Source organism: Croceibacterium sp. TMG7-5b_MA50, from assembly GCF_039830145.1.
GTDB lineage: Bacteria > Pseudomonadota > Alphaproteobacteria > Sphingomonadales > Sphingomonadaceae > Croceibacterium.
On the sequence record NZ_CP156082.1, the window covers coordinates 1,334,063 to 1,348,217 of the forward strand.

At 67.5% G+C, this 14,155-nt stretch carries 13 protein-coding genes; 4 read left to right on the forward strand and 9 right to left on the reverse strand.

Translation table 11 applies throughout. The features are described 5' to 3' along the window. The first annotated feature begins 9 nt into the window (after nucleotides 1-9). Entirely contained in the window at nucleotides 10-1,263 is a 1,254-nt protein-coding gene (locus V5740_RS06515) for a cyclopropane-fatty-acyl-phospholipid synthase family protein (protein ID WP_347304257.1), read from the forward strand. A gap of 104 nt (nucleotides 1,264-1,367) precedes the next feature. On the opposite strand, the gene V5740_RS06520 is transcribed toward V5740_RS06515, so the two are convergent. Further along, complete coding sequence (locus tag V5740_RS06520; RefSeq protein WP_347304258.1) at nucleotides 1,368-4,157, reverse strand: pre-peptidase C-terminal domain-containing protein; 2,790 nt, start codon at nucleotides 4,155-4,157, stop codon at nucleotides 1,368-1,370. Between the two features lie 355 nt (nucleotides 4,158-4,512). Here V5740_RS06520 and V5740_RS06525 point away from each other — a divergent pair, with 355 nt between their 5' ends. From V5740_RS06525 to V5740_RS06535, 3 genes are all read left to right on the forward strand, one after another. Further along, the gene (locus V5740_RS06525) at nucleotides 4,513-5,058 is read left to right on the forward strand and encodes a hypothetical protein (protein ID WP_347304259.1); all 546 of its coding nucleotides are present in this window, start codon (nucleotides 4,513-4,515) and stop codon (nucleotides 5,056-5,058) included. 85 nt (nucleotides 5,059-5,143) lie between these two features. After that, nucleotides 5,144-6,370 (forward strand): argininosuccinate synthase, encoded by a 1,227-nt coding sequence (locus tag V5740_RS06530; protein WP_347304260.1) that lies wholly within the window; start codon nucleotides 5,144-5,146, stop codon nucleotides 6,368-6,370. A gap of 191 nt (nucleotides 6,371-6,561) precedes the next feature. Further along, nucleotides 6,562-7,041 carry a septal ring lytic transglycosylase RlpA family protein gene (locus tag V5740_RS06535; RefSeq protein ID WP_347304261.1) on the forward strand — a complete coding sequence of 160 codons (480 nt, stop codon included), beginning with the start codon at nucleotides 6,562-6,564 and terminating at the stop codon, nucleotides 7,039-7,041. 96 nt (nucleotides 7,042-7,137) lie between these two features. On the opposite strand, the gene V5740_RS06540 is transcribed toward V5740_RS06535, so the two are convergent. The 8 genes from V5740_RS06540 to ccmC all read right to left on the reverse strand — a co-directional run bounded on the left by V5740_RS06540 (nucleotide 7,138) and on the right by ccmC (nucleotide 14,086). Continuing rightward, entirely contained in the window at nucleotides 7,138-9,075 is a 1,938-nt protein-coding gene (locus V5740_RS06540) for a potassium transporter Kup (protein WP_347304460.1), read from the reverse strand. 129 nt (nucleotides 9,076-9,204) lie between these two features. Continuing rightward, on the reverse strand, nucleotides 9,205-9,888 hold the full coding sequence (locus V5740_RS06545) for a hypothetical protein (RefSeq protein ID WP_347304262.1): 684 nt from the start codon (nucleotides 9,886-9,888) through the stop codon (nucleotides 9,205-9,207). Next, the gene (locus V5740_RS06550) at nucleotides 9,885-10,304 is read right to left on the reverse strand and encodes a cytochrome c-type biogenesis protein (protein WP_347304263.1); all 420 of its coding nucleotides are present in this window, start codon (nucleotides 10,302-10,304) and stop codon (nucleotides 9,885-9,887) included. Before V5740_RS06550 ends, V5740_RS06545 begins: the two co-directional genes overlap by 4 nt. Next, nucleotides 10,301-10,831, reverse strand: coding sequence for a redoxin family protein (locus V5740_RS06555; RefSeq protein ID WP_347304264.1), 531 nt, complete (start codon nucleotides 10,829-10,831; stop codon nucleotides 10,301-10,303). The genes V5740_RS06550 and V5740_RS06555 overlap by 4 nt, the downstream gene beginning before the upstream one ends. Then, nucleotides 10,828-12,750 (reverse strand): heme lyase CcmF/NrfE family subunit, encoded by a 1,923-nt coding sequence (locus V5740_RS06560; protein ID WP_347304265.1) that lies wholly within the window; start codon nucleotides 12,748-12,750, stop codon nucleotides 10,828-10,830. Before V5740_RS06560 ends, V5740_RS06555 begins: the two co-directional genes overlap by 4 nt. Further along, on the reverse strand, nucleotides 12,747-13,193 hold the full coding sequence (gene ccmE, locus V5740_RS06565) for a cytochrome c maturation protein CcmE (RefSeq protein ID WP_347304461.1): 447 nt from the start codon (nucleotides 13,191-13,193) through the stop codon (nucleotides 12,747-12,749). The genes V5740_RS06560 and ccmE overlap by 4 nt, the downstream gene beginning before the upstream one ends. A 9-nt stretch (nucleotides 13,194-13,202) precedes the next feature. Further along, nucleotides 13,203-13,343, reverse strand: coding sequence for a hypothetical protein (locus V5740_RS06570; protein ID WP_347304266.1), 141 nt, complete (start codon nucleotides 13,341-13,343; stop codon nucleotides 13,203-13,205). Next, nucleotides 13,343-14,086 (reverse strand): heme ABC transporter permease CcmC, encoded by a 744-nt coding sequence (gene ccmC / locus V5740_RS06575; protein WP_347304267.1) that lies wholly within the window; start codon nucleotides 14,084-14,086, stop codon nucleotides 13,343-13,345. Before ccmC ends, V5740_RS06570 begins: the two co-directional genes overlap by 1 nt. Between the last annotated feature and the right edge of the window lie 69 nt (nucleotides 14,087-14,155).

Sequence of the window (14,155 nt, forward strand, 5' to 3'; positions counted from 1 at the left end):
GACGCGCGCATGACCCTGTCGGAACGCATCTTCGCCCGCGTGCTGGACGCCATGGTGCGGCAGGGCACCCTTGCCGTGACCTTTGCCGACGGCACGACCCGCACCTTCGGCACGCCTGCCGCCGCTTTCCCCGACGTGGCGATACGCTTCGCCGACCCGCAGGTGGCCCGCGATACGCTGCGCGACATGCGGCTCGGCTTTGCGGAGGCGTGGATCGACGGGCGCGTCGGGATCGAACGCGGCGACATCATGCAGCTGGTCACGCTGCTGCGGCATAACAACCGCTGGGAAGACAAGCGCGACCTCGCCCCGCCCTCGCCAACGCGCCGCGTGCGGCGGCGGGTCGGACACCTGCTGGAAGGATTCAACCGGCCCGGCTCGTCACGTCGCAACGTCGCGCATCACTACGACATCGGCAATCCGCTCTACCGCCTGATGCTGGACGCGGCGCATATGCAATATAGCTGCGCCTACTGGCCACGGCCCGGCATGACGCTGGAGCAAGCGCAGGAGGCGAAGCTCGCTCATATCGCCGCCAAGCTGGCGATCGAACCGGGCATGGACGTGCTCGATATCGGTTGCGGCTGGGGCGGGATGGCGATCTTCCTGGCACAGCGCACCGGCGCCTTCGTCACCGGCATCACGCTCAGCCAGGAACAGCTCGCTTTGGCGCGGGAACGGGCGCACGCGGCGGGCGTCGCCGACCGTGTCCGGTTCGAACTGGTCGATTACCGCCTGCTGGCCGAACGCGGGGACCGCTTCGACCGGATCGTGTCGGTCGGCATGTTCGAACATGTCGGCCAGCCGCAATTCACCACCTTCTTTCGCAGCTGCGCTCATTTGCTGGCGCCGGGCGGCGTGATGCTGCTGCACACGATCGGTCGCATGGGCGGCCCCGGCCGGACCGACGCGTTCACCGCCAGGCACGTCTTCCCCGGCGGCTACATCCCCGCGTTGAGCGAGATCGTCACCGCCAGCGAGAAGGTGCGCCTGATCGCCACCGACGTGGAGGTCTGGCGACGGCACTACGCCCCCACGCTGCACGCCTGGTACGCCAATTGCCTGGCCCACCGGTCGGAGATCGAGGCGCTGCATGGAGCACGCTTCTTCCGCATGTGGACTTTCTACCTCGCCGGGGCGGCTACCTCCTTCGAAAGCGGGGCGATGTGCAATTTCCAGCTGCAATATGTGCTGGACCGCGACGCCCTGCCCCTCACCCGCGACTACATCGCGGAAGGGGAACGGGCGCTGCTCGGCACCTGAAACAGGAAGCGGCCGGCCGGACGTTCCCGGACCGGCCGCTCGCCGTTACATTCCTGGCCGGCCGGCGGGCATGACCCGCCGACTGGATCCGATCAGGCCTTCGATCAGGCCCAGGCTTCGTTCAGCATCATGGCGTTGCTGCCGGAACCCGGCGCGCCGGCGGCAGGCATGACGGACGCCATCATGTCGGCGGCGGAGACGCCGATGAAGTCGGCGACCAGTTCGCCGCGGAAGAACATCTGCGCGCCTTCGGTGCTGTCCTGGAACGTCACCTGCCGCATGGGCACGCCGAGGGCGAGCCGGTCTTCCGTCACGTCGAAGTCCAGCACCCGGTCGACGCCCTGGTTGGCGCCGCTGAAGCGGAACGTGTCCGCCCCGTTGCCGCCCGACAGGATGTCGTTCCCGCGCCCGCCATCCAGGATGTCGTTGCCGTTGCCGCCTTCCAGCGTGTCGGCGCCATTGCCGCCCAGCAGGGTGTCGTTGCCGGCACCGCCGAACAGCGAATCGTCGCCGCCCGCACCGTCGAGCAGATCGTCACCACCATTGCCGAACAGGAAGTCCTGCCCGCTCTTGCCGTTGATGATGTCGTCGCCGCCAAGCCCGCTGATGTTGTTGAACTGGCCCGCACGGGCATTCAGCGTGTCCGCCTGCGCGGTGCCGTAGGCGGTGAAGCCCGCTTCCACGCCGTCGATCACCACCGAGATGGAGGCGACGCGGAACTGGTATTCCTGCGATGCCAGTACCTCGTACACGCCGGTGTCGAGGATCGTCGCCACGGCCACGTTGTTGGCGTAGACGATCGTGTCGCCCTCGACCTCCTCGTACCGCACCCGGCCACCGCCAAGCGTGTCGATCCGGAAGCTGTCGCCATCCTCCCAATCGGTGATCGTGGCGTAGCTGGCGTTGAGGAACGCCCCGCTGACCACGAAGGTGTCGTTGCCGGCGCCACCGGTCAGCGTGTTGTTGCCACGACCGCCATACAGCGTGTCGTTGCCCTCGCGGCCCAGCAGCGTGTCGTCGCCATCATTGCCGGTCAGGACGTTGTTGGCCCCATTGCCCAGCAGCACGTCGTTGCCGGCACCGCCGGTCGCGTTCTCGATCACCACGCCGCGCGCGATGGTGTAGCCGCCCCAGATGTTGTCGACGAACGACACGACGCCGCCGCCGGTCGGCGAATAGTCGATGGTCGCGGCCAGCAGGTCGATCTGCGCGGCCTTGGTGCCGTTGTACTGGATGACGTCGACCCCGCCGGTATCCCAGATCGTCTCGTAATAGGTGCCGGCATCGTTCGCGTCACCCAGCAGGTAGACGTCGTCACCCTGCGCGAAGGGATTGTTCACGCCGTAACGTTCCTGCAGCGCCGCGATGTCAAATGCGCTGAGCGTGCCGGACCAGCCGCTGTCGATATTGCTGAGGGAATACGGCGTCGGGCCGTCCGGGTGGAAGTCCCACGCATCGTTGTAGGACATCACGGTGTAGACGCCCTGGTTCAGGTTGAACACGCCGTAGGAACCGGTCGACCCCGACACGCCCAGCATCACGTCGGACCCGCCGCCCCGGTCATGCGGGTGCGCCAGGCCATGCGCGTGGCCGAATTCGTGCAGGATGACGCTGAAGGCGTAACCGCCCTGTTCCAGGCTGATCTGGTCGCCGGCCAAGTTCTGACCGGAGAAGCCTTCCTTGTCCCAGCCGCCGCTGTCCACGTTGAAGGCTCCGATGCCCTGCTGCGTGCCATAGGCCGGATCCTGCGGGTAGAAGTAGGCGCCGTACTGTTCGCTGGTCGTGGTGATCAGGCGGAATGTCGCCTGCTCGACATTGTCCGTGATGGCGTAATTAATGCCCAGGATCTTGGTATATTCGGTCAGCGCCAGCATTGTCTGCTGGATTTCGCGTTCGTTCCAGCCGAACGACGGCAGCGGGCTGGTGCCGTCATCGGCCAGCTCGCCAAAGGTCTCCCCCGCGGTGGCGAAGTAGACGTAGACGGTGTTGTCCTCGCCTACGGGAACGTTGGCCGCATTGTCCCAGATGATGGATTCGAGCGGATCGACCTCCGACAGGTCAGCGGCCTGACTGGTGATGGAGAAGCCGCCGGTCGATCCCCGGTAGGACGTCACATCAAGGAAGTAGGTCCCGGTTTCCGGCACCAGGAAACTGACGCGCGAGGAAACATCGCCGGGGAAGGCGACATCGTCGTTCACGGCGATCTGATTGCCTTCGGCGTCATAGATGACGGCGATGGTGTCGAGTTCGCCCGGACGCAGGTCGAAAGGATCGGTCTCGTAATCGGCGCCGCCACTGATCTCGATAGTGACATAGGTGCCGGCAACGGCCGCGAACTGGTAGGTATCAACCTCGTTGAAGCTCGACCCGTACGGACTGACCGCGTCACTTTCGTCAATGAAGCCGTAGACGACCGGACCACCGATGGTGATCACCGGGGCATTCACGAACGTGTCGCCGACTACGTCCCCATCCGGCGCCTGGACCGAGTCCAGCGTGAAGGTGCCCCCTGCGGTGGGATCGAAGGAGGTGGCGAGAAGGTAGTAGGTGCCCGTGACGGTCGCGGTCAGCGTGATCAGCGAATTGACGCCCGCGCCGCCGTCATCATCCTGCTCCAGCAGGTTGCCGTTGGGGCCGAAGATCGCCAGCAGGGGATCGGACAGCGGGCTGTCGCCATTGCCGTACAGGCTGAACAGATACGTCTCGCCCGCGGTCAGGGTGATCGTGTAGACTTGGTCTTCGCCGGGGGCCACGGTTCCGTCGACCAGCAGTTCGGCGGGCGCGGACACTGTTCCTTCCGCGATCGCAGCGGCGATGCTGGCATGGGCGGCCGCCATGACCGCATCCTGCGCGCCGGTGAAAGCGGCTGTCAGCACGCTGCCGGATTTCTCCATGCACATGGTGCAGCCGCAACCCAGGACATCGGGATTCGCAACCTTACTCGTCAGATGTTCGATATTACGCATGATGCGCCTTCCCCCATCGAAGTGAACGCCCCCCGTGCCCGTCCGCTGCGCGGCTCTCCCAGGGCACGACCCGGAGAAGCAATGAGCTGGTTGTTCATCGAATTTTAACCGGGCGCAAGACTTGCTTATGCGCGGCTGCAATTTTTGTCTGATATCGCAACTTTCGGATTGCCTGGCGCAATGCCGCCGAAATGCGACAGTTCAAAAATGGTATGATTTGTGCCAGGCGGGTAATGGCAACCTGCCTTGCCACACAAAGTGACAGGTCATAGTCTGCCGCCCTATGACATGTCCGCCGGGCCTGGCCCGATGTCTTGCCCCGCTGCTGCTGGTTGTGCTGGCATTGTTGCCGACGACCGTACAGGCGCGAGTGACGGCGCATTTTCATTCGTTCAATGGATCGGTGTTGGTCGGCCGCTATCCGCATACCTTTGTCGTGTTCGAAGGGCGACTGGACGATACCGGTACCCCCATCAGCGAGAATTGGGGCTTTTCCGCCCGCCGGGTCACGCCCGCGATCCTGTCCGGCCCGGTCGAGCACATCGTGATGACGGAGGAGCAGCGACAGATCGATCGGACGAACCGCCACTTCTCAATCACAGTGTCCGATGCGACCTTTCGCCGGATGCGGGCCGAGGTCGAGGCGTGGCGCAACGCGCCCGGCCGCTATTACGATCTGAACAGCCGCAATTGCATCCACTTCGTCGGCCGGCTGGCCGAACTGGCAGGGCTGCGGGTCGATTACCCGCGGGAATTGCTGCGCAAACCACGTGCGTGGCTGAACCATGTAGCCCAACTGAACCCGCAGCTTGGCGCGGCGCAAATCTGACCGGAGGCGCATGGGCGCCGCGCGGATTGCAGCGAACGGGCCGGGCTGATAGGCGCGCCGCGATCTCGCCAACCGGAGCCTTCGCATGACCACCCAGCCCCCCATCAAGCGCGTCGTCCTTGCCTATTCCGGCGGTCTCGACACCAGCGTGATCCTTAAGTGGCTGCAGGTGACGTACAATTGCGAGGTGGTGACCTTCACCGCCGATTTGGGCCAGGGCGAGGAGCTGGAGCCGGCCCGCGCCAAAGCCAAGCTGATGGGCGTGCCGGACGAGCACATCCATATCGAGGACCTGCGCGAGGAATTCGTGCGCGACTTCGTGTTCCCGATGATGCGCGCCAACGCCCGGTACGAAGGCGATTACCTGCTGGGCACCAGCATTGCCCGCCCGCTGATCGCCAAGCGGCTGGTTGAGATCGCGCGTGAGACGGGGGCCGATGCGGTCGCCCACGGCGCCACCGGCAAGGGCAACGATCAGGTCCGCTTCGAACTGGGCGCCTATGCCCTCGCCCCCGATATCCGAGTGATCGCCCCATGGCGGGACTGGGACCTTGCCAGCCGCACCGCGCTTATCGCCTGGGCGGAGGCGCACCAGATCCCCGTGCCCAAGGACAAGCGCGGCGAAAGCCCGTTCTCCGTCGATGCGAACCTCTTGCACACCTCGTCGGAGGGCAAGGTGCTGGAAGACCCGTGGGAGGAGGTACCGTCCTACGTCTTCAGCCGCACCGTCGACCCGGAGGATGCGCCCGACCAGCCGGAATACATCACGATCGATTTCGAGAAGGGCGACGGCACCGCGCTGAACGGCGAGGCGATGAGCCCCGCGACGCTGCTGGCGGCCTTGAACGACCTCGGCCGCAAGCACGGCATCGGTCGCCTGGATCTGGTGGAGAACCGTTTCGTCGGGATGAAGAGCCGCGGGATGTACGAAACGCCGGGTGGCACGATCTACGCCGCGGCGCACCGGGGCATCGAGCAGATCACGCTGGATCGCGGCGCTGCCCATCTGAAGGACGAGCTGATGCCCCGCTATGCGGAGCTGATCTACAACGGCTTCTGGTTCGCGCCGGAACGGGAGATGCTGCAGGCCGCGATCGACCATTCGCAGGCGCAGGTCAGCGGCACGGTTCGGCTGAAGTTGTACAAGGGAATGGCGAGTGTGGTCGGCCGCAAGTCGCCGAACAGCCTGTATTCCGAAGCACATGTCACGTTCGAGGATGATGCCGGCGCCTACGATCAGCAGGACGCCGCCGGCTTCATCCGGCTGAACGCCCTGCGGCTGAAGCTGCTGGCCAAGCGGGACGGACGCTGATCGAATCGCCGGGGCAGGCGCGCCCTGCCCTGGTTCGCCTCACCTGCGGCGAGGTGAGTAGCAGCCGCGATGAGCCGAAAAACGCCTGAACGCTTCGTTCCTGCATAACCGATGAATGGAGCAAGGCACGGGTTGAGTGGAGCCCGCCCGGGTTCCTGACATGAGCAACTCACCCTATCCCGTCCATGGACATGGAGGGATTGCACACCATGAAGCGGATCGCGCTGGCCGCACTGGCCCTGGCTGCTGCCGGCACGTCGCTGCAGGCGCTGCGCGCCGAGGAAGTGGCCCAGCCGCTGCCCGCGTCCTACATCGCCCCTAACGATGCCGACCTGCCCCGGTTCCAGATCGAGGACGATCTGGTTGTCGAGGATGCCGGAGAGGCCATCGATGGCGGCGTGGCCAGCTGGTATGGACCCGGCCTTGCCGGTCGGCCCACCGCCAGCGGCGAGACGTTCGATCCGGGCGAGCTGACCGCCGCCCACCGCACGCTGCCCTTCGGCAGCCTGGTGCGGGTGAGCCGCGGTGATCAGTCGGTGATCGTCCGCATCAACGATCGCGGGCCGTTCCACGGCAATCGCGTGATCGACCTCAGCACCGCCGCGGCCGAGCGGATCGGCCTGCGCCGCGCCGGTTCCGGCCGCGTGCAGCTGGCACTGCTCAACAGCTGAGCTGTTCCGGCGGCTGAGCAAGCCGCCCGTACCTTCAAGCGCCGGATTAGTGCTGCCCCGTCAGATCGCCGGGCCCCTTCCGCGTGACCGCCCGCGTCAGATCTCGACCTGGCTGCCCAGTTCGACCACCCGGTTCGTTGGCAGGTTGAAGAACTGCATCGGCGTCGCCGCATTGCGCATCATCCAGGCGAACAGCCGTTCCCGCCAGATCGCCATGCCCGGGCGCTCGGCCGACAGCAGGGTCTGCCGCGACAGGAAGAAGCTGGTCTGGATCATCTCGAACGGACCGCCGCCGATCTCTATCCGCTGCGGCTCCGGCTCGATATAGTCCGGCCCCTTCTTGGCGCGGCTCAATGCCTTCAGCGCCGCCGGCACGTCCGTCTCCTCCATGAAGCCGTAGCTCAGCCGCACGGAGTAGAAGCCGTCACCATGCTCCGCCACCTGGAACCGGTCAGCGCCGTCGACGAACGGCACCTCCGCGATCTGCACGGTCAGCACCACGACGCGTTCATGCAGCACCTTGTTGTGCTTGATATTGTGCAGCAGCGCGGACGGTGTGCCGCTGGCGCCTGAATGCATGAAGATCGCCGTGCCGGGTACGCGCGCGGTGGAATTGCGCGCGCTCTTGGCGAAGATGTCGAGCGGCAGGCTCACCTCCGCCATGCGGGCGCGCATCAGGCGGCGCCCCTTGGACCAGGTGGTCAGCAGGATGAAGGCGAGCCCACCCACCAGCAGCGGGAACCAGCCGCCGCTGGGGATCTTCGTCGCATTGGCCAGGAAGTACGCCCCGTCGACAATGAAGAACAGGGCCGCGACCGGCACCCACAGGTACCATTTCCACTTCCACACGGCGAACAGCAGCACCGCCATGAGGCAGGTGTCGATCAGCATCGCGCCCGTCACAGCGATGCCGTACGCGCTGGCGAGGTTGGAGGAATTGCGGAAGAACAGCACCAGCAGGATCACCGCGATGCACAGCGTCCAGTTGACCAGCGGAATGTAGATCTGCCCCTGGTGCTGCTGGCTGGTATGGTGGATGGTCAGGCGCGGGATGTAGCCCAGCTGCACCGCCTGATGCGTGACGGAAAACGCGCCGGAAATTACCGCCTGGCTGGCGATGAAGGCGGCGGCGGCGGCCAGCAGCACCAGCGGTAGGCGCAGTACCTCGGGCGCCATCACGAAGAATGGGTTGCGGATCGCCTCCGCCGCGGCGGCATCGCCCATGCCGATGATCATCGCGCCCTGCCCGAAATAGTTCAGCAGCAGCGCCGGCATCACGAAGCCGAACCAGGACAGCCGCATCGGCCCCCGGCCGAAATGGCCCATGTCGGTATACAGCGCCTCCGACCCGGTCACCGCCAGCACCACGGAGCCGAGCGCGAGGAACGCCAGCCAGCCGTCCAGCATGAAGAACTGCACCGCATACCACGGGTTCAGCGCCACCAGCACCCCGGGCGCCGTGGCGATGTGGAACACCCCCAGCACCGCCAGCGTCACGAAATAGACGATCATGATCGGCGCGAACAGCGTGCCCACCCGGCTTGTGCCGCTCTTCTGGATGAAGAACAGGGCCAGCAGCATCACCAGCGCGATGGGGATGACGAAGGGGTCAAGGCCATCCTGCACCACGGTCAACCCCTCCACCGCCGACAGGACGGAGACGGCGGGCGTGATCATGCAATCGCCAAAGAACAGGGCGGTGGCGAACACCGCCAGCATCAGTGTGTACCAGTGCCAGCGCGATCGCCCGATATGCTGGCTGATCAGCGTCACTAGCGCCAGCGTCCCGCCTTGCCCGCGATTGTCCGCGCGCATCAGGATGGTGACGTACTGGACCGACACGATCAGCGTCATCGACCAGAAGATCAGGCTGACGACGCCCAGGATATGCGCGTCGTCGATGGTCAGCTTGTGCGGGCCGACGAATGTCTCGCGGAAGGCGTAAAGCGGGCTGGTGCCGATATCGCCGAAGACGATGCCAACGGCGCCGGCCGCAAGCTTCAGCTTGGCGGAGGTGCGCTCTTCCCCTTGCATGGCGGTCAAGGCATGCGGCCCTTCGAGTAGACGCGGTTCACGGCCGCGACGGGTATCCCGGCACGAACAGGCGGCGCGCTTAGCAGCCTGTTCACCCCGCTGCAATGTGGCGACACGCCGTCGGTTCCGTCAGGGCGCCGGTGGCGGTGGCAGGGCTGGCGGATCCTGCGAGCCAGGCTGGCGCAGCGCGCGGGCCAGCAGTTCGTCCAGCCGCGCCAGCCGCACCGTCAACAGGGCACGTGGCCCCTCCCCGTCCGCAGGTGCGGCAGCCAGCGTCGTTTGCCAGGTCTCCCGCGCACCGATGATGTCCCCGCCGCGCAACTGCGCCAATCCCAAGAAATAGCCGGCGGCAACCGCGGTGCCATCCTGCCGGCCGGCCTGCGTGTAGGCGTAACGCGCCGGCGGCGTGAGCAGGCCGTCGGCATGTTCGACCAGCGTGTTGGCGAGCGTCAGCCACGCCTCTCCATCTGCCGGGTCCTGCGCCACGGTGGGACGCAGCAGGCCGGCTGCGGTGCGGTAATCCCCACGTGCGGCAAAGGCATCGGCGGTGATCAGCGCACGCGCCATCGACCAGTCCGCCGAATCGATCATCTCCCGCCGCAATTCCCGCCAGGCGAGGCCCGGAACCGGCTGAGCGGCAGCCCCGGCAGCCGGCGCGGCGGGTACGTCCGGGCTGGCCTGGAGCGCATAACCGGCCAGCCCCAGGGTCAGCACGGTGGCGAGCGTCAGCAGCGCGCCGCGTGGTACGCGCAGCACCAGCGCCGCGATCGCCAGCGCCAAGGCGGCGAGCAGGATGACGGCTAGCCAGCTCATGCCAGCCCCTTCCCGCGATCGCGCCGCAACCGGCGGCCGATCACCAGCGCGGCCCCGACCAGCAGTAGCGCAGGCACCGCGAACAGCGGCCAGGTGGTCGCGCCGATCGCCGGCTGGTAGCTGATGTAGTCGCCGTATCGGCCGATCAGCCAGGCGCGGATCTCCTCCGGCCGTTCCCCGGCGGCAAGGCGGCTGCGGACCTGGTGCCGCATGTCCCCGGCCATGGACGCGTCGCTGTCGGCGATGGACTGGCTCTGGCATGTGAGACAGCGCAACGTCGCCATCAATTCGCGCGCCTGCGCCTCCAGCCGTGGATCATCGAGCTGCCGATAGGCGTAGGGGGCGGGCGGCAGCCCCTCCTGCGCCGGCAAGGCGGCGGGCACCAGCACGAGCAGCAGGGCGAGCAGCAGCCTCACTCGCCCGCCTCCGCCAGCTGCTCCAGCAACAGCGGCACGTCGCGCGCGCGGATATCGCCGATATGCTGATGACGGATGATGCCCTGCCCGTCGATCACGAAGGTCTCCGGCACGCCGGACGAACCAAGCGCGATCTGCAGCTGGCTGTACGGGTCGGCTCCGATCCGGGTGAACGGATCGCCATAGGCGTCGAGGAAGGCGGCAACGTCTGACGGCTTGTCCCGGATGGCCACCGCCACGATCTCCGCCCCGCCGGCGCGCAAGGCGGCGAGCTGGGGTGCCTCCGCCGCGCAGGGTACGCACCAGCTGGCGAAGACGTTGAGCAGGCGCGCCCGGCCATCGGCGAAGTCGGTATTGGCGAGACCGTGCTTGCCGGGCACCTGAGCCTCCAGCGCGAAGGCGGGCAATGGCTGGCCCACCAGGGCGGAGCGCACGAACTCGTCCTTCGGCCGGGCGAGCTGCAGGGCGAACAGGCCCAGCAGCAGGGCGATGCCCAGCAGCGGCAGCCACAGGCGCCAACCCTTCATGCCCGGCCCCGCCGCCAACGGCGCAGGTCGGTCGCAAGGTGGCCGACCAACGCCAGCAGGCCACCAAGGGCGATCAGACCGCCGCCATACCAGATGCAGGTGACGAACGGCTTCCACCACAACCGCAACTGCCAGCGCCCGGCATCCTCGCCCGCCGCCTGACCGCCCATCACGGCATAAAGCTGCCCGTTCCAGCGGGTCAGCAACGCGCTTTCGCTGGTCTGCTGCGCCGGCGCCCAGAAGCTGCGCGCCTGCGGATGGATGAGCGTCGGCTCGGCCCCGGAGTAGGACACCGCCAGCCGGGCTGACAGCGCGGTCCAGTTCGGTCCCGCGACCGGCTCCACATTCGCCAGGATGACACGCCACGGGCCGACACTTGTCTCTTCCCCGACGCGCAGGGCAACCAGCCGCTCGGCGGTGAAGGCGCTGTCGGCGGACATGCCGAACACCGCCACCGCCACGCCCAGATGCGCCAGCACCGTTCCCCACAGCGTCAGCGGAGCATGGCGCAGCCGGCGGCGGACCAGCGGCAACACGCTGCCCAGCGCCACTGCGGCAGCCAGCGCCATGCCGAGCAGCGGCAGCAGCGCGATACCCGCCAGCACTGCCGCCAGCAGCGCCGCGCCGAATGCGGCCGCGATCGCCAGCACCTGCCACCGGATGCGGGCGAGCGTGTCGCGCCGCCAGCGCAGCAGCGGCCCCACCGCCAGCATCGCCATGGCCGGCAGGAAGAAGATCGCCCCCACCGGATTGAAATAGGGCGGCCCTACGGACACCCGGAAGCCCAGCGCCTCCGTCAGCAAGGGGTACAGCGTGCCCAGCAGCACGATGCCCAGGATCGCCGACAGGGCAACATTGTTGATGACGAGGCCGCCCTCCCGGCTGACCGGCGCGAACCGCTCGCCTTCCAAGACGGTCCCTGCCCGAAGCGCGAACAGCGCCAGCGCGCCGCCGATATACAGCGCCAGCAGCGCCAGGATGAAGGTGCCGCGTTCCGGATCGACGGCAAAGGCATGGACGCTGGTCAGGATGCCCGACCGGACCAGGAAGGTGCCAATCATGCTCATGGAAAAGGCGACCACCCCCAGCATCAGCGTCCAGGTGCGCAGCGCATCCCGCGCGGCCAGCACGCCAGCCGAATGCAGCAGCGCGGTCGCCGCCAGCCATGGCATCAGCGACGCATTTTCCACCGGGTCCCAGAACCACCAGCCGCCCCAGCCCAACTCGTAATAGGCCCAGTACGATCCGGCGGTGATACCCAGCGTCAGTGCCACCCAGGCGCCCAGCACCCATGGCCGCATGACGCGGGCGAAGGCCGGCGTCACCTCCCGCGTCAGCATCGCGCCCACCGCGAAGGAGAAGGCGACCGACAGCCCGACATAACCGAGGTAAAGCACCGGCGGATGCAGCGCGAGGCCGATATCCTGCAGCAGCGGGTTCAGCCCGGTCCCTTCCGGCGGCGCGGGATCAAGCCGGGCGAAGGGATTGGAGGAGAGGAGCAGGAAGGCATAGAAGCCCAGACCAACCCAGGCCTGCGCCGCCAATGTCGCTGACAGCGTGCGTTCGGGCAGCCGCCGCTCCACCGCGGCGATCAGCCCGCCGGCCAGAGCCATGACGCTGACCCACAGCAGCATGGACCCCTCGTGATTGCCCCAGGCGCCTGCCAGCTTGAAGATCGCGGGCTTCGCCGAATGCGAATTGCCGGCCACCAGCGCCACCGAAAGGTCGGTCACGGCAAACAGGTAGAGCAAGGCCGCAAAGGACAGCGCGCACAGCACCGCCTGCAACTGCGCGGCCGGGCGCACCATTTGGCCAAGCAGCGCCTCTCCATCGCGCAGCACCGCGATGCCGCCCAGCAATTGCAGGCCGGCGAGCGCGGCGGCGAGCCACAGCGCGGCGAGGCCCAGCTCCGCGATCATTGCGTCTCCGCGACCGTCTCGCGCGCCTCGTCCGCGTTCATCTCCGCCAGTTCGCGCGGCATGTAGTTCTCGTCATGCTTGGCCAGCAGGTTGGTGGCCAGGAAGGTGCCATCCGCGCCCAGCGCCCCTTCCGCCACCACGCCCGATCCTTCCACGAACAGGTCCGGCACGATGCCGCTGAACTGGACCGGCACCAGCGCCTGCCCGTCCCCGACGGTGAAGCGGATGGTGACGCCATCGGGCAGCGTGCGCAGCGATCCCGCCTGCACCATCCCGCCCAGCCGCACGGGCCGGCCGACCGGCGGCGGGTCGGCGGCCATGGCGCTGGGCACGAAGAAATAGCTCGCCTGGTTGCGCAGCGCCCACGCCGCGAGCAGGCCCGCGCCCACCAGCGCGACCAGCGCCAGCACTACCAGTACCAGCCGCTGATGCTTGGGCTGCAACGCCGCCACTCAGCGGTCCCGCATCGCGTCGCGCCGCCGTTCCGCCCGGCGCATAGCGAGCCAGCACCACCCAGTCAGCACAAGGGTCGCGAGCACCGCCACGCCATAGGCGGCGAGCACGAAGGTCCACTGATCCAATCCCTCGCGCATCAGCCGAACTCCGCCCCGAAGCCGGGCGCGGCCGAGCTGCGCCGGCGCAGCCGCGCCTCCGCCTGCGCGTCCGCCAGCAGCGTGCGCATCCGCGCCAGCACCACCCCGCCGAACAGCAGCGAGAAGCCGAGCGTCGCCAACAGCAGCGGGCCGAGGAACACGCCGTCGATCGACGACTGCCCCAGGGTAATGGAAGGCGGCTGGTGCAGCGAATTCCACCACACCACCGACCGGTTGATGATCGGCACGTTCACCGCGCCCACCAGACCATAGATCGCCAGGATGCGGCCGGACGCGCCATCGCGCGCGATCGCCCCGGCGAGCGCCAGATAGCCGAGATACAGGAACAGCAGCACCAGCATGGAGGTCAGGCGCCCGTCCCACACCCACCACGCGCCCCAGGTCGGCCGGCCCCAGATGGAGCCGGTGACGAGGCACACCGCAGCAAAGGTCGCACCTGGCACCGCTGCCGCGCGCGCGGCGATGCCGGCCAGCGGGTGACGCCAGACCAGCTCTACCAGGCTGGCGATCGCGATCGTCATCCATCCGCCCATGCCCAGCCAGGCGGCGGGCACATGGACGAACAGGATGCGCACCGTCTCGCCCATCAGCCGGTCCGGCGGCACCGCCAGCAGGCCCCAGCCGAGCGCAGCCGCGACGATCGCCAGCCCGCCCGCGAGCAGCGGCAGCGTCAGCCAGCGGGCGATCCGCAGGAAGCGGGCAGGATTGGCGTAGAAGTGCATGAATTGGCGCGTGACCTGCCCGACGTTCTAGTGCCTGTCCCGCGCGCCGCAAGCCCCCGCAATCGGCCT